Source organism: Escherichia sp. E4930 (assembly GCF_005845405.1).
GTDB lineage: Bacteria > Pseudomonadota > Gammaproteobacteria > Enterobacterales > Enterobacteriaceae > Escherichia.
The window spans coordinates 204,119-223,173 of sequence record NZ_VCDZ01000004.1 but is presented as its reverse complement, the minus strand read 5'-3'; the positions used below and the strand labels follow the sequence as shown (position 1 = coordinate 223,173).

General features: G+C 49.5%; 15 protein-coding genes. 7 read left to right on the top strand and 8 right to left on the bottom strand.

Annotated elements, in window-relative coordinates:
• Nucleotides 1-382 precede the first annotated feature (382 nt).
• From hutU to FFT88_RS07965, 7 genes are all read left to right on the top strand, one after another.
• Nucleotides 383-2,080 carry a urocanate hydratase gene (gene hutU, locus FFT88_RS07995; protein WP_130214975.1) on the top strand — a complete coding sequence of 566 codons (1,698 nt, stop codon included), beginning with the start codon at nt 383-385 and terminating at the stop codon, nt 2,078-2,080.
• Between the two features lie 163 nt (nt 2,081-2,243).
• Nucleotides 2,244-3,653 (top strand): cytosine permease, encoded by a 1,410-nt coding sequence (locus FFT88_RS07990; RefSeq protein ID WP_130214974.1) that lies wholly within the window; start codon nt 2,244-2,246, stop codon nt 3,651-3,653.
• Between the two features lies 1 nt (nt 3,654).
• Nucleotides 3,655-4,245, top strand: a complete 591-nt coding sequence (locus tag FFT88_RS07985) for a HutD family protein (protein WP_135404568.1) — start codon at nt 3,655-3,657, stop codon at nt 4,243-4,245.
• Nucleotides 4,242-5,453, top strand: coding sequence for an imidazolonepropionase (hutI, locus tag FFT88_RS07980; RefSeq protein ID WP_135404567.1), 1,212 nt, complete (start codon nt 4,242-4,244; stop codon nt 5,451-5,453). Before FFT88_RS07985 ends, hutI begins: the two co-directional genes overlap by 4 nt.
• A complete protein-coding gene (gene hutG, locus FFT88_RS07975) occupies nt 5,453-6,403 on the top strand; it encodes a formimidoylglutamase (protein WP_135404566.1) in 951 nt (316 codons plus the stop codon). The genes hutI and hutG overlap by 1 nt, the downstream gene beginning before the upstream one ends.
• Nucleotides 6,404-6,453: 50 nt before the next feature.
• Nucleotides 6,454-8,124 carry an aromatic amino acid ammonia-lyase gene (locus tag FFT88_RS07970; RefSeq protein WP_135404565.1) on the top strand — a complete coding sequence of 557 codons (1,671 nt, stop codon included), beginning with the start codon at nt 6,454-6,456 and terminating at the stop codon, nt 8,122-8,124.
• A gap of 270 nt (nt 8,125-8,394) precedes the next feature.
• The gene (locus FFT88_RS07965) at nt 8,395-9,300 is read left to right on the top strand and encodes a LysR family transcriptional regulator (protein ID WP_130209888.1); all 906 of its coding nucleotides are present in this window, start codon (nt 8,395-8,397) and stop codon (nt 9,298-9,300) included.
• Between the two features lie 33 nt (nt 9,301-9,333).
• Here the strand turns inward: FFT88_RS07965 and cobO are convergent, their stop codons facing one another.
• The 8 genes from cobO to glmS form a co-directional block, all read right to left on the bottom strand.
• The gene (cobO, locus tag FFT88_RS07960) at nt 9,334-9,936 is read right to left on the bottom strand and encodes a cob(I)yrinic acid a,c-diamide adenosyltransferase (protein WP_130222235.1); all 603 of its coding nucleotides are present in this window, start codon (nt 9,934-9,936) and stop codon (nt 9,334-9,336) included.
• Nucleotides 9,937-9,945: 9 nt separating this feature from the next.
• Nucleotides 9,946-11,598, bottom strand: a complete 1,653-nt coding sequence (locus FFT88_RS07955) for a class I fumarate hydratase (protein ID WP_135404564.1) — start codon at nt 11,596-11,598, stop codon at nt 9,946-9,948.
• 269 nt (nt 11,599-11,867) lie between these two features.
• Complete coding sequence (locus FFT88_RS07950) at nt 11,868-12,185, bottom strand: DUF4387 domain-containing protein (RefSeq protein ID WP_135404563.1); 318 nt, start codon at nt 12,183-12,185, stop codon at nt 11,868-11,870.
• On the bottom strand, nt 12,182-13,552 hold the full coding sequence (locus tag FFT88_RS07945) for an acyclic terpene utilization AtuA family protein (protein ID WP_130222233.1): 1,371 nt from the start codon (nt 13,550-13,552) through the stop codon (nt 12,182-12,184). The genes FFT88_RS07950 and FFT88_RS07945 overlap by 4 nt, the downstream gene beginning before the upstream one ends.
• 3 nt (nt 13,553-13,555) lie before the next feature.
• Nucleotides 13,556-14,797: a methylaspartate ammonia-lyase gene (locus FFT88_RS07940; protein ID WP_130209898.1), complete on the bottom strand. Its 1,242-nt coding sequence runs from the start codon at nt 14,795-14,797 to the stop codon at nt 13,556-13,558.
• Complete coding sequence (locus FFT88_RS07935) at nt 14,797-16,242, bottom strand: methylaspartate mutase subunit E (protein ID WP_130209900.1); 1,446 nt, start codon at nt 16,240-16,242, stop codon at nt 14,797-14,799. Before FFT88_RS07935 ends, FFT88_RS07940 begins: the two co-directional genes overlap by 1 nt.
• Nucleotides 16,243-16,260: 18 nt before the next feature.
• The gene (glmL, locus tag FFT88_RS07930; RefSeq protein WP_135404562.1) at nt 16,261-17,649 is read right to left on the bottom strand and encodes a methylaspartate mutase accessory protein GlmL; all 1,389 of its coding nucleotides are present in this window, start codon (nt 17,647-17,649) and stop codon (nt 16,261-16,263) included.
• Nucleotides 17,649-18,098 (bottom strand): methylaspartate mutase subunit S, encoded by a 450-nt coding sequence (gene glmS / locus FFT88_RS07925; protein WP_130214952.1) that lies wholly within the window; start codon nt 18,096-18,098, stop codon nt 17,649-17,651. Before glmS ends, glmL begins: the two co-directional genes overlap by 1 nt.
• Nucleotides 18,099-19,055 lie beyond the last annotated feature (957 nt).

Below are 19,055 nucleotides of genomic sequence, written 5' to 3'. Positions count from 1 at the left end.
CATTGTGTTATGCGTGCTGTATGGTGTCGGGTTACCTGTTGTTACGCTAATGTCTGGTTGTTATTAACGCATTTCTCCGGATAATTAAATTACAGACATCTTGCAATCTCATCATATTCATATGTTCAAATGAGAAAATATTTTGCCAACAATATCACTTTTTCCAAAAGTTAAATTAAGCATATTGAAATCGCATACAAAGCGTTGGCAGTTTTTTTGAATTTACATTCAGGGTGAATATCCCATAACAAATGAAATTCACCAAGTGAATTGATAATGCGAAATTATAAACGGGGATTATATAAACCGTTTCTGTATTCCTTCGCTCATTTTTTCTGGGCGATGACAGCATTTAATTTTATCCAGTAACAGGAGAAGATTCATGAGTAAGCCTTCAGACCCTCGTATTGATACCAGTCGCGTCATCCATGCGCCACAAGGAACTCAACTGCATTGCAAAAACTGGCAGATCGAAGCTGCTTATCGGATGTTGCAGAACAACCTTGATCCCGACGTAGCCGAAAATCCACAGCATCTGGTGGTATACGGTGGTATTGGCCGCGCGGCGCGTAACTGGGAATGTTTCGACCAGATCCTCGAATCACTCAAAAATCTCGAGCCTGATGAGTCGCTGTTGGTACAGTCCGGTAAACCCGTGGGCGTGTTTAAAACTCATACTGACGCGCCCCGCGTGCTGATTGCCAACTCTAACCTGGTGCCGCAATGGGCCAACTGGGATCACTTCAATGAACTGGATCGCAAAGGTCTGTTCATGTACGGCCAGATGACCGCGGGCTCGTGGATCTACATCGGTAGTCAGGGCATTGTGCAGGGAACGTTCGAAACTTTTGTCGAAGCAGGTCGCCAGCACTACAACAATTCGCTAAGTGGAAAATGGATCCTGACCGCGGGGCTCGGTGGTATGGGCGGTGCACAACCGCTGGCGGCGACTCTGGCAGGGGCTTGTTCATTAAATATCGAGTGCCAGCAAAGTAGCATCGACTTCCGTCTGCGTACCCGTTATGTCGATAAACAAGCGAAAGATCTTGATGATGCACTGGCGCTGATTAAATACCACACCGAACGCAAAGAAGCCGTTTCTATCGCGCTGCTGGGCAATGCGGCGGAAATTGTTCCTGAGCTGGTGAAACGTGCGCATCAGGGAGCGATCAAACCGGATCTGGTGACCGACCAGACCTCCGCTCACGATCTGGTCTATGGTTACCTGCCAATGGGCTGGAGCGTAGAACAATGGCGTGCTGCACAGCAGGATCCACAACAGCACGCCAGACTGCAAAAAGAAGCGGCACAGAGTTGCGTGGCGCATGTTCAGGGGATGCTGGACTTCCAGGCGATGGGGATCCCGGTTGTCGATTATGGGAACAACATCCGCCAGGTGGCTTTCAACGAAGGTCTGCAAAATGCCTTCGATTTCCCGGGCTTCGTTCCTGCTTACATTCGCCCCATGTTTTGTGAAGGCAAAGGCCCGTTCCGTTGGGTGGCGCTGTCTGGTGACCCGGAAGATATCTATAAAACCGATGCCAAAATTAAAGAACTATTCCCCAATAACGTACTGACCCATCGCTGGCTGGATATGGCGCGTGAGCGTATCGCCTTCCAGGGGCTTCCTTCACGTATTTGCTGGCTGGGGCTTGGTGAGCGTCACCTGGCGGGGCTGGCATTCAACGAAATGGTGCGCAACGGTGAACTAAAAGCACCGATTGTGATTGGTCGCGATCATCTTGATACCGGTTCTGTCGCCAGCCCGAACCGCGAAACTGAAAGCATGCTCGATGGCAGTGACGCGGTTTCTGACTGGCCGTTGCTCAATGGTCTGCTCAATACCGCAGGTGGAGCAACGTGGGTGTCTCTGCATCATGGCGGCGGCGTCGGGATGGGGTATTCACAACACGCCGGGATGGTTATTGTTGCCGATGGTAGCGAAGAAGCCGAAAAACGTCTGGCGCGTGTGCTGGTGAATGATTGTGCTTCCGGGGTTATGCGTCATGCGGATGCGGGTTATGAGGCGGCAATTGAATGTGCCAAAAATTATGGTCTGAAATTGCCGATGATTCGCTAAATATTAACGCTGTTATTTAATATTTGCGCTAATACAGGCGGGAAGTTATCCGCCTGTATAACAATAATTATCAAAAATATTCATTACATCGTCGAGAGAAATATCTCTCGACCCTCTATTGCTGTTTCAAAAAATGACCTCTCATTTTGCAGGAGACTTTTTCATGGAATCAAGCAGCCCTATCCGCAGTAAAAAACCAGTATTAGAATCAAATACGATTAACGCCGTTCCTGAGTCCGCTCGCCACGGCGCGCCCTCCAGCCAGTTTACTTTATGGCTAAGTGCTAACTTACAAATTACCGCCGTGGTGGACGGCGCGTTAGCGATTATTTTTGGCTCTGAAGCCATGTCAGCAATTATTGGTTTATTAATCGGTAATATTATCGGCGGCGCGGTTATGGCATTGCACTCGTCACAGGGGGCAAAGCTGGGATTACCACAGATGATCTCCAGTCGTATCCGCTTTGGCGTCAAAGGAGCGGCGCTACCGTTACTGATGGTGATTATTATGTATCTCGGATTTGCCGCGACGGGTACGGTATTATCCGGTCAGGCGATTAACCGGATATTTGGTTTTGAGTCAGCATCGACCGGAATTATTATTTTCGGCATGCTTACCGCGATGATCGCATTGGTCGGTTATAAACTTATTCACGTCGTTGGCCGTGTTGCAGGGATATTAAGTATTCTGGGGTTTATTTACCTGGCCACTCAACTTAGTGGTCACTACGATGTGGCTGCGGCATTTGGTCAAAAGCCATTTAGCTTATCGGTGTTCTTATTAACGATTGCACTCTCAGCCGGATGGCAATTAACGTTTGCACCATACGCCTCTGATTATTCCCGCTATTTACCCTCTGATACACCAGCAAAATCAATCTTCTTTGCCACCTTTCTGGGAACCACGCTTGGCGCGCAATGTGCCATGACTTTTGGCGTTCTTGTTGCTGCTTGCGGTGCTAACTTCCTGAAAGATCAGGTTGGTTTTATGGGCGATTTAGCCGGACCAACGTTTGCCATTCTGATTTATACGGTGATTGTTTGCGGCAAACTGACGGTTAACTGTTTGAATGCCTACGGCGGCTTTATGTCGATTCTGGCGACCGTCAGCGCCTTTAACAATCGCAGCCAGGTTTCACAGCGTGTCCGTGCTGCCTACGTTGTAGGTTTCGTGCTGTTGTCGATGGTCGTCGCGCTGGCGGCAAGCGCAGACTTTTTGAATAATTTCAAAAACTTCGTTCTGCTGCTGTTGACGGTATTTGTGCCGTGGAGCGCCATCAATCTCATCGACTACTACTTCATCTCACAAGGTAAAACCGATATTCCGGCACTTTATACCCCGGAGGGACGCTATGGCGCGTATAACAAAACTGCGTTGGTTTGCTACGGAATTGGTGTGCTGGTGCAGATCCCCTTCCTGAATCAAAAACTGTATCAGGGACCCATTTCTGTACTGATGGGCGGGGCGGATATTTCCTGGATTATCGGCTTGTTAATGACTGCCGTTATTTATTACCCGTGGGCAAAACGTACTACCAGCGTTCCTGCCCAGACTATTTATCCCGAGTCGTAATATGGAACCAATGCTGATATCTGCAATGGATAAGCCCTTGCAACCGTGGCGCAACGGCGGGGGTTTTACGCGACAACTGCATGCCTGGCCTGATGATGAAAACTGGCTGTTACGCATCAGTATGGCCAATGTCAGCCAGGACGGCCCTTTTTCGGCGTGGCCTGGCGTGGTACGTGGCCTCGCCATTCTCGATGGGGAAGGGGTGAGGCTGACGTTTGCCGATTCGATAATCAACCTGCAACGTCACGATCCCGCCTTAATTTTTCCCGGAGAAGCCATGTCAGATTGCCAGCTGCTGGGCGGTGCAGTTCGCGATCTCAATGTCATGGCGCGGGAAGGCGATACGGGGATGTTGCGGGTGCAAAGTGCCGTTGACTGGCTTCCTCCGTCACTTGCGCAAGCGGGCCTGTTCACGCTGTGTGAAGGGGAGTGGATAAGCGGCGAGAAAAGGGTGTTTGTCGCGGAAAATATGTTGTTATGGCTGGTTGCGTCTGATGGCAAGCCCTGGCGTTTCGTACCACGGAAAAAAGTCTCCGTCGGTGAGCTGGCGGGCTGGTGGCTTTATTATCTACGAGGGGAAAAATCCTTATGAGTGCATTAACGCTCTGGCGAAATACCACGCTGGCGACGCTTTCCGCTAACGATTGGGGAGTGATTGAAAATGGTGCATTAATCAGCCGTGGCGACACTATTGTCTGGCTTGGCAAGGCCACGCAGATCCCTCGCGAACTGACGGCTGACATTACAGAGGAACACGACCTGCGGGGTAAGTTGCTGACCCCCGGTCTGGTAGATTGCCATACGCATCTGGTGTATGGCGGCCAGCGGGCGAATGAGTTTGAGATGCGGCTGCAAGGCGTGGCTTATGAAGATATCGCCAGAGCGGGCGGCGGGATCTTATCTACCGTCAATGCCACGCGGGCGGCCAGCGAAACACAACTGTTTGAACTGGCGGCGCAGCGACTACAAAACTGGTTGCGTGAAGGCGTCAGTACACTGGAAATAAAATCCGGTTATGGCTTGACGCTGGAAGATGAAGCGCGCTGTTTGCGCGTTATCCGCCGCTTGCAGGAATCTACAAGATTACGTATTCAGTCTACGTTTCTTGGGGCACACAGCTTGCCGCCAGAGTTTGCCGGGCGCAGTGATGATTACATTACGGCGCTTTGCGACTGGATGGGCGTCTTACATGAACAGGGGCTGATTGATGCGGTTGACGCTTTTTGTGAAAACATTGCCTTTAGCCCAGACCAGGTACGGCGCGTTTTCAGTAAAGCGCAACACTATGGATTGCCTGTAAAACTGCATGCCGAACAGCTTTCTGACCAGCAAGGCGCTGCGCTGGCGGCGGCGTTTTCTGCACTCTCCTGCGATCATCTGGAATACCTGAGCGAGTCGGGGATCGCCGCCATGAAAATGGCTGGAACGGTGGCGGTACTGCTCCCCGGTGCTTATTACTTCCTGCGCGAAACCCATCTGCCGCCGATTGCCGCTTTGCGGGCAGCGGGCGTGCCGATTGCTATCTCCACGGACCATAACCCCGGAACGTCTCCCAATATGTCATTGCCATTGATGATCAATATGGCCTGTACGCTGTTTCGCATGACGCCGCTGGAAGCCGTTCAGGGCGTTACGTGTAATGCGGCAAAGGCACTTGGACTTATTGACCGGGGTGAACTTGCACCGGGATTACGGGCGGATATGGCGGTCTGGGATCTTAACCATCCACGTGAACTGGCTTACTGGTTTGGGCATCAGCCTTGCCAGGGGCTTATTGTCGGCGGAAAAAGGAGTTGGTAATGAAGCAAACATTATTGCCGTGGAGTGGGCGTGTTGACTCGCAGGAAATCGGCGTCAGCACTCGCTGGCATCAACATGTGCAACCGTTTAGTGAACAAAGCCACGGCGGTTGTTCGCTGATTGGTTTTGCCGTTGATGACGGGGTGCAACGTAATGGTGGGCGAGCGGGTGCAGCAGGCGGACCGGGCGCGTTGCGCAGCATGTTGGGCAATATGCCAGTGCACTGTGAAGGCGCTATTTTCGATATGGGCGATGTACAAAGCGAGGACCACGCGCTGGAGTCCGCACAAAATCGTCTGGCGGCCAACGTATCTACAGCCATTACGCGCGGCAGTTTACCGGTGGTTCTGGGTGGCGGTCATGAAGTGGCGTGGGGAACATTTCAGGGGATTATGCAGTCGCGTCCTGATATTCAGCGGTTACTGATTGTGAACCTTGATGCGCATTTTGATTTACGGATGGCGGAAAAAGCCAATTCAGGTACGCCGTTTCGTCAGATGCAAGAGTGGAACGCGCAGCATGGCAAACCGTTTAATTATCGCGTGCTGGGAATAAGTCGTTTTGCCAATACTCAGGCGTTATTTGATCGCGCTGATTGTCTCGGTGTGCGTTATTGGCTGGACGAATCTCTGCAATTTGAACGTGGTTTGCATGAGGTCGCTAATGCGCTCTCGGCAGATATTCAGGCATGTGACGCCATTTATTTAACGATTTGTCTCGATGTTTTACCTGGTTATCAGGCGCCCGGTGTTTCTGCGCCATCACCGTTAGGCGTGCCGTTAAATATTACTGAAGCCATTGTGAATTTAATCGCCGGTAGCGAGAAGTTGATTGCTGCGGATATTGCCGAACTTAACCCGGACCTGGACCGCGATAATTTAACCGCGAAAGTTGCCGCTCGCCTGGTGACCAGTATTGTCCGGCGGGGGAAAACAGATAGAACAAATTAAAACGTTGTCGCAGTAACCCGTTGTTAAACTCATCATGATAAGGAAACACAATGAAAGGATTGATACGAAGAGTCACTGTCACCGTTGTGCTCTGGAGCGTTTGCTCCATCGCGATGGCGAAATCAACCATTACTCTGGATGGCGAACATCTTTCCATTGACCAGGCCTGGTCAATTGCGTTAGGTGATAACGACGTCAAAATCGCGCCGAAAGCTCTGGACAGAATGGAAAAAAGTTATGATCTGGTGATGACCGCCGCACATTCTGGAACACCCGTTTACGGTTTAACCGTAGGCGTGGGGCTAAATAAAGACCAGCCGATATTTGATGCCAAAGGAAATTTAACGCCTGAGGTGATTGACGCGTCGAAAAAATTTAATGCTGCCGCGCTGCGCGCCCATTCTGCGGGCGTTGGTCCGATGTTACCGGATTATCTGGCACGCCTTTCAATGGTATTACGTTTAAATACTATGCTGCATGGGCAAACCGGCGCGCAGCCTTATATTGCCGAGTTGTATGCCGAATTTATTAACCGCGGCGTTACACCGTTAATTCCGGCGCGGGGAAGCATCGGCGCAGCGGATATTATGCTCGCTTCGCACGTTGGTCTGGTGATGATGGGGGAATGGAAAGCCCGAGTAAATGGCGTGCAAATGAGCGGTGGTGACGCGCTGGCGAAAGTGGGGCTTAAGCCACTGGTGCCGCAGGGTAAAGATATGCTGGCGATTTTGTCGAACAACAGCGTCGGGACAGCCTACGCTATCGAAGCAGTTCGTTCGGCACGTCAGTTGCTGAATGTCAGTCCGGTGGTTTTCGCTATGAGTCTGGAAGCGTTGAATGGTAACGTCGCACCAGTACTGCCGCAGTCAATTGCCGTGCGTCCTTTCCCGCAGTTGGCTGACTCTGCAAAAGAGATTCGCGATGCGTTAAACGGTTCATATTTATGGCATAAAGATGACAAACGTGCATTGCAAGATCCGTTATCGTTCAGAACTACGGTATATACCATTGCTGAATCAGTACGCGCTTTGCATGATGCTGAAGAGGTCATAACCGTACAAATCAACAGTTCCGATGACAACCCAGCAACGGTGCTGAATGCTGACAAGGCGTATCAGGACTCCAGTCAGGTCGCGCAATATTTTGTTAAAGATGGCGCAGTCAGCGGCGGGATCTTCCCGACGGCGAATTTCGAATCGTTACCTGTTGCGCTTGCCACTCAGCGTCTGACCGTGGCGTTGGTACATGTTTCGCATAACAGTATGCGTCGCTCGCTGCACCTGGAAGATGAGCACTTTACCGGTTTAACGCGCTTCCTGTCGGCACCCGGTAATAAAGGTCACGGCTTCGGTTCGCTGCATATTCCGTTTGTCGCGCTGCATGCGGAAAACGTCGATCTCGCCAATCCTGTTTCTTTCGATATTCAACCGGTTGCCGGAGGTATAGAAGATACCGGCGCCAATAATGACCACGCGGCCAGAAGATTGAAACAGGTTGTCGATAATCTGAACGTGATTTATGGCATTGAACTGATGCATTCCGCACAGGCTCTCGATTTACGGTTGCAGGCCGATCCGCAACTGGCATTAGGAAAATCCACCAAAGCAATGTTTACCGAATACAGAAAAGTCGTGCCTTTTGTCGACCAGGATCGGGTCTTTACCCCAGATATTGCAGCTTCGCAAAAATTCTTAGAAGGATATGCTATAAATCAAAAATAAAATTTTTGTTGATTGTTTATCATAATATCCATAGATATGATAATTGCTATCAATTTAATAGTCTTCACTTAACCTGAATCATAATAATCCGAAGGGCGCTTTGCTTTTCGGATTATTATTATCTGATTGAGACAATTGTCACGCCGGGCTTGCTGGGCTATAAATATCGATCATGATTTTTATAAAATATTTATTGCTGCTTTGGTTGCCATTACTTAGCAATAAGTAATGGTTTTTTGATAGTTTAAACTATTTTTAAGGGACGGCATTATGAGAGGAAAAATACCCAAAACGGAACTGTTGGTAACTTTTGAGGTAGTCGCACGCCATGAAAGTTATACCAGAGCGGCAGAGGAGTTAGCGTTAACCCAAAGCGCAGTATTCAGGCAAGTTAGCGCACTGGAAGATTTTTTACATATATCATTATTTGCGCATTCTAAAAAAAGAATATTTCTTAATGATGCCGGAAAGCATTATCTGGGCATTGTTAAAGAAACATTGAATAAGCTTGAACGTGACACGAATACTATCATGACCTGGCAGCCTACGGTTCAGGTTATTGAGCTTGCTGTCAATCCTACTTTCAGCACGCACTGGTTGATCCCCAATTTACGTGAGTTCAATAAATTGTATCCCGATATTATTGTCAATATTCACTCATTAGCTAATAACGGGGATTTTCTTAATCGGGAATACGATGCCGTCATTATGCGCGAAAATTTTTGTGCGCCCTGGTCGGAGGTAGAATATCTCTTTGAGGAAGAGATCCTGCCGGTATGCAGCGGCAGTTTACTTTCACTTCCTGACCAAAAACTGTCTGTTGCAGAGCTATTAAGTGAGCTACCACTGCTGCATCAAAGCACCCGTATTACTGGCTGGGAAGAGTGGTTTGCATTGTCTGGCGTTAGTAGTCCATTGGTGAATAACGGGCCACGTTTTGATTTACTTTCAATGCTGATTGCCGCCGTGCGATCTAATCTCGGTGTGGCGCTGTTGCCCCGGTTTGCAATTCAACACGATTTAGATAGCGGTGACATGGTGATTCCGTGTGATGTGCCTATTCGTACCGGCAATCGCTTTATTATGACGTGGCGGGAAGAGAAGGCTGATTATCCGCACTTGCAACTCTTTCGTGAGTGGTTGCTGGCAAAATCGGTCGTACCGGAGGAGATGTAAAACCTGCGCCTGGCGAGATGCCAGGCGCAGTCATTACCAGTCGATACCAGGCTGTGCCTGAATACCGTTATCAAAAGCATGCTTGACGGGGCGGATTTCGCTTACCGTATCCGCCATTTTTACTATCTCACTATGGCAGCCGCGCCCGGTGACAATGACGTTTTGCTGCGTCGGGCGATTTTGTAGCGAAGCGATCACTTCTTCGGTATCCAGATAATGGTAAGCCAGCATGTAGGTCAGCTCATCGAGCACCACTAAATCGTAACGCTCATCAGCCAGCATCCGCTTGCATTCAGACCAGACCTCTTTCGCCGCGTCGATATCCGCTTGCCGATTCTGTGTCTCCCAGGTAAAACCTGTTCCCATAATATGAAATTCAACGCCCAGTGGATGGAGAAGGTTATATTCGCCGTTGTCCCACTGTCCCTTGATGAACTGTGCAACGCCAACCGTTTTGCCATGACCTACGGCGCGCGTCACGGTACCAAAAGCAGCGGTGGATTTTCCTTTTCCGTTACCAGTGAAAACAATCAATATTCCTTTTTTCTCCGTCGCCGCCGCGATGCGTGTGTCGACCTGTTCTTTCAGTTTCTGCTGGCGCTGAATATGCCGTTCAGTTGAAATCCGCGCTTCCATTCACTTTCCTTAATGCCCGGTGGGGCAACTGGCGCAGTGGTGTTGCTGCTCAAACTGGCTGAAGAAATTATTGCCTTTATCATCCACCAGAATGAACGCGGGCAAGTTTTCAACTTCCATCATCCACACTGCTTCCATGCCCAACTCCGGATATTCCAGGCAATGCAGGCTTTTGACATATTCTTGCGCCAGTAACGCCGCCGCGCCGCCGATACTTCCCAGATTAAAGCCGCCATGTTTGTGACAGGCATCGGTAACCTGCTGGCTGCGGTTGCCTTTCGATAACATCACCAGGCTGCCGCCAGCCGCCTGGAAGGCGTCGACATAACCGTCCATTCGACCGCCCGTGGTGGGCCCAAGAGAACCACAGGCCATATTTTCCGGTGTTTTCGCGGGGCCAGCGTAATAGACGATATGATGTTTCAGGTAATCCGGCATCGGTTCGCCGTTATCCAGTCGTTCTTTTATTTTGGCGTGGGCGATATCACGCGCCACCACGATGGGGCCGCTTAACGATACACGGGTGCCGATCGGTAAGATGGCGAGATCCTGCATTACCTCACGCAATGGACGAGTTAGATCAATCTGTACGTTATGCGTGTGATTGTCTTCCCGCATTGAGGCTGGAATATATTGCCCCGGATTATGTTCGAGTTTTTCCAGCCAGATGCCGTGCTTGTTAATTTTGGCTTTAATATTACGATCGGCGGAACAGGAGAGTGCCATAGCGATTGGGCAGGAGCCGCCGTGGCGCGGTAGACGGATAACACGAATATCATGAGCGAAATATTTGCCACCAAACTGAGCACCAATACCAAATTGTTGGCTGGCGTCGAGCAAGGTTTTTTCCAGCTCAACATCGCGGAAGGCTTGTCCCTGCTCGTTTCCGCTGGTGGGCAGATTATCGTAGTATTTTGTCGACGCTAGTTTGGCGACTTTTAACGCCTGATCGGCAGAAAGTCCCCCGACGACAAAGGCGATGTGGTAGGGCGGACAGGCGGCAGTCCCCAGCGATTTCATTTTTTCGATTAAAAACGCAGTCAGTTTTTCTGGTTGCAGGAGAGATTTAGTTTCCTGGTAAAGCGCAGCTTTATTGGCAGAGCCACCCCCTTTATTGACACACAGAAAATGGTACTCGTCGCCGGGGACGGCGCTGATATCAATCTGCGCCGGAAGATTGGTTTGTGTATTGACTTCGGTATACATATCCAGTGGCGCATTTTGTGAAAAGCGCAGATTATTTTCCTGGAAAGTGGTGTAAATACCTTTGCTTAAGGCTTCGGCGTCATTGCCCCCGGTCCAGATGTGTTGCCCTTTACTGGCGACAATGGTGGCGGTGCCGGTGTCCTGGCAGTTGGGTAATATCCCTTTTGCTGAGACTTCGGCATTGCGCAGTAGCTGCAAGGCCACATATCTGTCATTACTGCTGGCCTGCGGATCGTTCAGAATGCTGGCGACTTGTTGCAGGTGAACGGGACGTAAGAAAAAAGAGGCTTCATAAAATGCCTCCCGGGCAAGCAACGTTAATGCTTCCGGAGCGACTTTTATCACTTCTTCGCCGTCTATTTCCGTTACTGTAATATATTTATCGCTGATTAATTTATATTCCGTTGCGTCTTTATATTGTAAAAACGGTTCTTGCCAGATAAATGGTTTGGACATGATGTGTTCTCACATTGTGGTTATTTTTACCGAATGATAAGGCAGTCTTTTTTCCAGCAGAGATTCGGTATTGACTTAAGTATTTTTTGTTTAATTACGTGTGATTGTTGTATGGTTTTTAGGAGAACGTAGGCCACCAGTTATTTCTGTTGTGATAATGCTGGCAGCTTCGTAATCAATTTTATTGATATGTTTAGATAAATGTACCTGACATAAAGAAATCTGTGCAGGTACATTTATGGGGTTGATAATCTAAACAGTATTAATTATTAAGTGTCAAAATGAATGCTTAATAAAGGTGCGTGCTGCTGCGCACCATAAACATCATTATCGCCCACATTCCCGGAGATAATATCTCGTGGCATGACGATTTTTACTGCATTAGAAGGATCAAACCAGACAATACGATGAATAAAGTCAGGTTCAACATGATATAAGCGCGCAATCAGCTCTGGAGTTAATTGCCCTGATGATTTAACTCGCTCATAGTTTTCTTTCGTTTTAAATAAAATATCTAAAACCAGTTCGTAGGGTCCGGCATTTTTCGAACGAATGACTTGCGCCAGTGAGACAATTGACTGTTTCATGCCTGAACTCCTTCTGGCGTCACCTGTTCAATATGGAAATCAAAGCGCAGTGCGTCGTTGGCTTCAATCAGGTGATAGATAGAAAACTCGTATACGGGTCCGCTCTGGATATCAGAAGGGGAGAACGGGAACGCCAGGTTGCCCGCAGTGGCGATGCGATTTTCATAACCGTAGTGCAGCATAGTGGAGCGCACCAGTGAACAAACACTGTTGGCGATTTCTTGCGTCGGCGCGACCACATCCAGGACGATCCCCAGTTCATGTCCGGCAGTTTCCATGGGCTCGTGGTCGCCCATGACACCATTTTTACCGTACAGGTGGAATGTCATTCGAATGCTGTCATCGGTCAGCGACAGGTTGCGCGTTACGCTGGCTTTGACATCTTCAATGATTTTGTCGATCCCGGCGATCATGATTGGGTCGCGAGTGCCTGCGATGGTCAGGCAGCGGAAGCCCACCTGCCGCGCACCTTCCAGTTTCAGGGCATATGGCGTTTCTTCATGCTTAGAACCGCTGACATAAACTTCACCGTCGTTCACGGCTTTGAAGGTGCAGCCTTTCAGATTCAGAACACCACCTGGTCCCGGCAGGAAATACGGGTCCGATTTCTCATACAGCGTATGCGCGGCTGCGGATGTTTCGGTGAATTTACGCTGCGGATTGAACGTCTTCAGCGTGAAGCCATTATCGTCGATGATGCCCATCGCACAGTCAGAGCCGGAGCCTGGCGTCGCGGCAATTGCTGCACATTCGAGAATTTTCCCACAGTGCAGCGCCAGCCCTTCGTCAAAGCCTTGCATGATGGGTAGCGCGGCAAAGCAGGCCGGATCATAAGCCCGGCCGCCCAGCACCACCTGTGCGCCTTCTTTCAGCGCCCGCTGGAAGGGCTCGATGCCCATTTGCGCGACGATATAGGTACTTTCGTCAATCGCGTCGTGCGTTAACGGCGGGACAAAATCCAGCGCCGTGATTTTGCCGTTATCCAGTGCCTGGTGGACGATGGCTTTGTCAACGTCCGCCGGGATCAGCGCCATCGAAAACGAAAGTTTTTCCTCTTGCGCAATCTCGTGAATAATTTGACGACACCACTCCAAATGCGGGGCTGCGCCAGAACCACCTGCCGTCCCGATCACCACTGGAATATTATTTTGCACGCCAGCGGTGATCATATAGCGTAGATCGCGTTTAACTCCCGCGCGGTCGGTAAAGGGCTTACCCGCCCCCAGATAGTGCGGGCCAGGATCGGAAGAACCGGCATCAACGGCGATCAGATCGGGAGATTCCGCCATCGCTTTGCGGAAGCTCTCTTCAGGGAAGCCGTAACCGAGGATCGCAGTAGGTGATAAGACTTTAAAAGAACGAGCCATCTGTTAATCCTTAGCCAGCATCAGCGCGATAGTACGATTCATTTCGTTGAACACGATGTCGAGGCCTTCGTCAAACCCCATCCCCGGTTTTACCAGCATCCGCATGGGACGCGCGGCAAGAGCTACGTGGACACAAGTTCGGGCGCTGACATCGGTTTCGTTACAGGTGCCACCCTGATAAGCTTCCATTCCGTGGCTGTTGCAGTACAGAACAGCATCGACGATGTTGTGAATACTGCCCAGATCAGGCGTTTTGATTTGCACCATGTGGCAACTGGCTGCATCAGTGAAATCAACGATATCCTGGTAGGTGTTACACCATTCGTCGGCGACAATTTTCACGCCGGAACCGAGGCGCGTCAGCTCTTTGGTGATGGCAGTCAACAGGCGAATTTGGTCAGGTTTGTTACCGGCATCGACCGGACCTTCAATGTACAGCGGCAGACCTTGTGTTTCTTCTTCCAGGCTGGCGATGTATTGCGCGCAGCGAACAGGATCCATGTCGAAGATCAGACCGATGGTGCCGTATACATCGATGTGCAGCGTAGGGTGGTAGCGAGCGCTGGTGCGTTTGCTCAGAATGCGATCTGACAGCCAGCGGATATATTCGCGCAGTTTTTCGCCCTTAAAGCCCAGCTTCTCTTCGACGTTATTAATCAGTGCATGGGGCAGTACGTCGATCCCTTTAAGGATCATCTTATCGACGGCGATATACCGATCGTCGCCGCTCTGGCCAAATAAAGGAATGGATTTTGCCACGCGCGGTAACTGCCATTCGTCGCAAACGACTTCAGTTTTCAGACGGCCCGTTGCCAGCGCGGTAGCGTCAAGCAACGCCTGCGATAATCCATAGCGCACGGCGGTATGCAGCAAGTTGCCGTCAATACGCAGCTTGTCGAAAAAACGGGCATTCGGCACAAACGCATCCACATCGCGGCCTTCCAGTAACGGTTTGATATGGTCATTAAGGAACGGAATAAAATGCTCGGCGAGGAACAGCGGATCGCGACCGCCTGCCCCGGAGTACTGTACCGCAGCACAGTCACCAACCGCGACCGCGCCATTTTCCAGAATCAACTGAACTGAAACGCATTCCCCAGCCTGACGTACTGCGCTAAAACCAGACGTAACCGGCTCCCCGGTATAAAAAAATCCGTCGTGGCCCGCTCCGTTTTTTATCGCCTGCTGGTCATCGAAATAGAATGAGGAGTAGCCAGCGGTGAACAGGGCCTGTTTTATTTTCATTATGGTCTTCCTATTAATTTACTGTGGGATACAGCATTGATGTCATCAACAACCATCTGGAATGTCGGTTGGCGTCCTTCAAAGCGTGCGCGTTCGGCAACGTAATCGTGGTGAAGGTCGAGAATGTCTTTTGGCAACGGAACGGCGCCGGCTTCCAGCACGCGTATCGCGCCGGTGTTGTCGCGAACCGGAAGAATTTTGCCCGCGTTGCAGGCGGCTGGCGCAAACGGCACATCCAGTACGCCCGCTTCAAATGCCAGCACCGTACCGCGCGCGATATCCCCATTCCCCAGTTCGAACACTTTATTCAGCACGGCGCGAACTTCACTCTTAATCAGCTCAACTTCCAGTTCCACCGCAGGACACGGTGGGAATTTCTGATCGCTAACCATATTGAGCATTTGGCGGGAGGCTTTCAGTCCCTGCACGTTGGCGGCAGCGGTAGGGATGCCCCAGGCTTCATGCGGACTCTTGGTGATTACTTTGGTTGCGCCCGACATTCCGGCAACCGCCGCGCCCCAGGAGATAATCGCGAACGCTTTTGACTCGTCTTCCGGAAAACCGCCCATCCACTGGTGGAACACCGTACTTAATTCGTACTCTGCATAGCCATGATTCTGGAAGTATTCGTGAGCGAGTTCCCGCAGAGACTGGATCGCCGCAATATCTTGCGTCAGGCTTCCGACCTGACCATAACCGACGGTGATAGATTTCACGCCCTGTTCCAGTGCCAGCAAGCCTTCGATTATCGCAATAGAGTGCGAGATAAACGGCGGAATCAAGGTACCTGTAAGCGGGCCAAACGGTTCGCGGTTGATGCGAATTCCGTGCTCTTCATACAGCCCCATTAAACGGTCGCAGTACTGCCAGTCGCGGATCGATTTTTCCAGCGTTACGCGTTTGGCATACGGAATATTGTAGGAAATGCCGCCGCCTTCATAGCTGGTGAAGCCGCTGGCCATTGAGATTTCAGCCAGCAGCCGCGCATCTGGTGTGCCATGGCGGATCTGTAGCGGTTTTTGCAAGGTTTCGGTCAGACGACGGCATGCTGCGACGCCGTGGTTAACCACCGGTAAACCGTTCAGTTTAGAGGTTCCGGCTTCGATGGATTTTTTAATCCCTACCGCGGCTTCTTCGTAACGATTCAGACGGGTATAGGCATCGATGGTGCTCGGTAGCAAATCGCACTCATCTTGCAGTGTTTTCAGTAGTTCGATGTGCTCGTCCATCAACGCCACGCCTGCGCGCGGTTGGCTAAGCGTTTTACCTTCCAGGTCTGCTTTCAGTAGGGCAAGGGAGAAGCGTTTGTGATCAGGAATAGTTTGTTGATATTTAACGCCATCTTCGAAGTTTTCAACATCCTTGCCAGTTTCCCAGGTTTTCAGTACCTGTTGCCGCTCGGTCATGAATTCGTCATGGGTTAATTTCTTATTTCGAAGTTCCATTGATTGCTACCTTAATTGTTATAGGGTTAAGCATTGAATACTGGTACGCGCGGCGGCCTGCGGATCGACTCTGGCGACGTTTGCCAGCAGTGGAAATAGCCCCCGTGAATCGCGGTAATATTCAAATTCGGTCGGTAAGAGAATGCGTTTGCCGTCGTCGTTTAACTCGCGGTATTTCAACCAACGATGAATATCAAACTGGCTGGCGCGCGACAGCCATCCACCGGAACCAACGACTTTGCGCACGGTGGTCAGGTCGCGTCCCATCTGTAAATCGACATTGCCGACGCAGGTGCAGACCTCTTTTTTGGTGCCGGCATGACGTTCAGTGGCGTAACCTACGCACAGTCCGGCCAGCACAGTATCGAAATATTTTTCTTCTGCGTTAGTGGGTAAATGGTCGGGATGTGCAACCAAATGACGGAGATAATGATAAAAAGCGTCCTGCTGCGTGGGGTGCTGAGAAAAGATCACATTAACTAAGTCTTTTGCGCTTTCACCAACCACCATTGCTGAGACGCGCATTCCCAGATCGCCTTCAACGGTCCGTTTTACGAAGGGTTCCGGTACGCCGTGTAAAACGGTGTCGGGTGAGAGATTATTGGCACAGGCAGAATACATATCTGTAGTTGCGCCGCCCATGTCGATCAGCATGAACTCTTTCCAACTGCTATCGACATTACTGATTGCCTTAACCAGTTCAAAAACCGTCCACGGCGTTGGCATCGGCTCTTCGCCCGTTTCATCAACAATGACATCCAGCCCTTTTCCTTTAACAATGCGTTTGAGGAAAATGTCGCAGATGGCCTGACGCGCGGCGAAAGGGGAGGGATTTTCAAGGTCAGGCAGAACGTTATCGACGATAGTCAGATCTTTATGCCCGAGGATGTCCTGTATATTGTCCTGAATGTCCCTGTTTCCGGCATAAATAATGGCGCAATCGAGTTTTGATTCCGCCAGCACACGGGCGTTATTTAGCCCGTAACTCTCTTCTCCGCCGTCGGTGCCGCCAGTGAATAAGAGGATATCGGGTGGTGACTCTTCCAGCGCCTGAATATCACGGCGGTTCAGCTTGTAGGAGTAATGCTGCGCTATTTTAGCGCCAGCAGAGTGAGCGGTTACTTTCGCGGATTCCAGGGTAATAGAAGGCACTAATCCCATTGCGGCAACCGCCAGTCCACCTTTGGCTGAAGAGGAGTACTTCAATGCGACTTCGCCGCTTTTTAACAGAGGGAGGGCGTTATCTACGTTTAACACCTGATTCAGGCTTGAGAAAAAACCATCGGCCAGATGATGCGTGGTGGTTGGGGTCAGAACGTGGTTAACCAGCGTTAACGCGTCCCCCTCCCGGGTAAAGAGGGCAGCTTTGGTCCACGTCGATCCAATATCGACAGAGACGATTTGCATCAGATGGCCTCTTCGAAAATACGTGTTTCAACACCATGACGCTGGTTGATATCGTTGGCCATCAGTTGGCAGACATCTTCTAAGTCATGGCTGGGGGCGAAGACGCGGTCAAAACCCATCTCTTTGAATTTGATTTGCACGTCAGCGAAGTCATGTTTACCCACCACCAGGTTACCGCCAACATAGAGCAGAATGTCGCCCAGCCCACGTTCGATGCAGCGTTCACGCATACCCAGACAGTCGATATCCCCATGCCCATAGATAGAGGAAACCACTATCGCATCAGCGCCAGTTTCAATGGCAGCATCAATATATTCATCCTGGCTGACCATTACGCCCAGGTTAATGACTCTGAAGTCATGAGAAGTAAAAACGCGATCCAGAACTTTATTGCCAACTGCATGGCAGTCGGCACCAATAACGCCAAGCACTAGTGTTGCTTTCTTCATGGGTAATCCTTTGTAAGACAGAGAGTAAAATAAGTTACACACGTCGTATTTATGGCCGTTTTCTGTGGCACATGATTAATAACACTGGAGTGTCTTTGTCCTGGCGTCAGGTTGCAATTGATCTATTTTCAAAATATCTTTCGAAAAATGCTTGTTTATGTGGTTGCTTTAAATGTGGTAGTTATTTCAATAGCTTAAGTATATGGTTGTTATTGATTTTAATTTTTCAAATTATATTGATTTAATGTATTGATATATTTGTGATCAACATCTGATTTGCATTTTTTTAAGAGGGGACTGGTTATAAAAGCAGTTCATAAAGTTTGGTGCGCATTATTAATGCAATTTTCTGCCGTCTTAACATGAAATTGTAACGGTAATGTTTAAAGTAACAAATGGTTAATAACTCATTTGGGGTTGTGCTATTCATTGGAGCTAATTAACCACTTCTACTCAAATGATTATTCTTGAGCAGTGGAACGTATTACTTAGAGTGGGCGGGTGTTCAATAACGTCCAGATATAATACCGTTTCATTGTCTCGTCTTGCTGCTGGGGTAATAAAGATAATTTACATATACCAACGCAGGATAAACTTAGTTATTGAATCTCATGTTGTTTGATGTTGGCTCACTGAGCCGTTCATTGAATATAAAAAGGGGAAAAATACTTATATCAGATGCAATTTAGCTTAAAAGCTCTCTTTCCCTTCCTCCTGCATTCTACAAATCCGTCCTTCAACGTGATTATTAGCAAAGCAACAATAACATTCCGGGGTAAAGATGGGTGCTCATAAAGACAACAATCAATTAACTTTGATAAAAATATGTTATGTAAAATGACAACAAATTGGCTAATCTACTCAATTAGTCTTATAAAAAGTGGGTAAGGCGGTTCTGTTAAATAAAATACTGGTTTTTTATCTATGCATTTCCATAGTGGTAATTTTACTGCGCTA

What these genes read in the sequence shown, in the direction of transcription:
- hutU (WP_130214975.1), top strand. Translation starts at nt 383, where the DNA reads ATGAGTAAGCCTTCAGACCCTCGTATTGATACCAGTCGCGTCATCCAT.
- FFT88_RS07990 (WP_130214974.1), top strand. Translation starts at nt 2,244, where the DNA reads ATGGAATCAAGCAGCCCTATCCGCAGTAAAAAACCAGTATTAGAATCA.
- FFT88_RS07985 (WP_135404568.1), top strand. Translation starts at nt 3,655, where the DNA reads ATGGAACCAATGCTGATATCTGCAATGGATAAGCCCTTGCAACCGTGG.
- hutI (WP_135404567.1), top strand. Translation starts at nt 4,242, where the DNA reads ATGAGTGCATTAACGCTCTGGCGAAATACCACGCTGGCGACGCTTTCC.
- hutG (WP_135404566.1), top strand. Translation starts at nt 5,453, where the DNA reads ATGAAGCAAACATTATTGCCGTGGAGTGGGCGTGTTGACTCGCAGGAA.
- FFT88_RS07970 (WP_135404565.1), top strand. Translation starts at nt 6,454, where the DNA reads ATGAAAGGATTGATACGAAGAGTCACTGTCACCGTTGTGCTCTGGAGC.
- FFT88_RS07965 (WP_130209888.1), top strand. Translation starts at nt 8,395, where the DNA reads ATGAGAGGAAAAATACCCAAAACGGAACTGTTGGTAACTTTTGAGGTA.
- cobO (WP_130222235.1), bottom strand. Translation starts at nt 9,936, where the DNA reads ATGGAAGCGCGGATTTCAACTGAACGGCATATTCAGCGCCAGCAGAAA.
- FFT88_RS07955 (WP_135404564.1), bottom strand. Translation starts at nt 11,598, where the DNA reads ATGTCCAAACCATTTATCTGGCAAGAACCGTTTTTACAATATAAAGAC.
- FFT88_RS07950 (WP_135404563.1), bottom strand. Translation starts at nt 12,185, where the DNA reads ATGAAACAGTCAATTGTCTCACTGGCGCAAGTCATTCGTTCGAAAAAT.
- FFT88_RS07945 (WP_130222233.1), bottom strand. Translation starts at nt 13,552, where the DNA reads ATGGCTCGTTCTTTTAAAGTCTTATCACCTACTGCGATCCTCGGTTAC.
- FFT88_RS07940 (WP_130209898.1), bottom strand. Translation starts at nt 14,797, where the DNA reads ATGAAAATAAAACAGGCCCTGTTCACCGCTGGCTACTCCTCATTCTAT.
- FFT88_RS07935 (WP_130209900.1), bottom strand. Translation starts at nt 16,242, where the DNA reads ATGGAACTTCGAAATAAGAAATTAACCCATGACGAATTCATGACCGAG.
- glmL (WP_135404562.1), bottom strand. Translation starts at nt 17,649, where the DNA reads ATGCAAATCGTCTCTGTCGATATTGGATCGACGTGGACCAAAGCTGCC.
- glmS (WP_130214952.1), bottom strand. Translation starts at nt 18,098, where the DNA reads ATGAAGAAAGCAACACTAGTGCTTGGCGTTATTGGTGCCGACTGCCAT.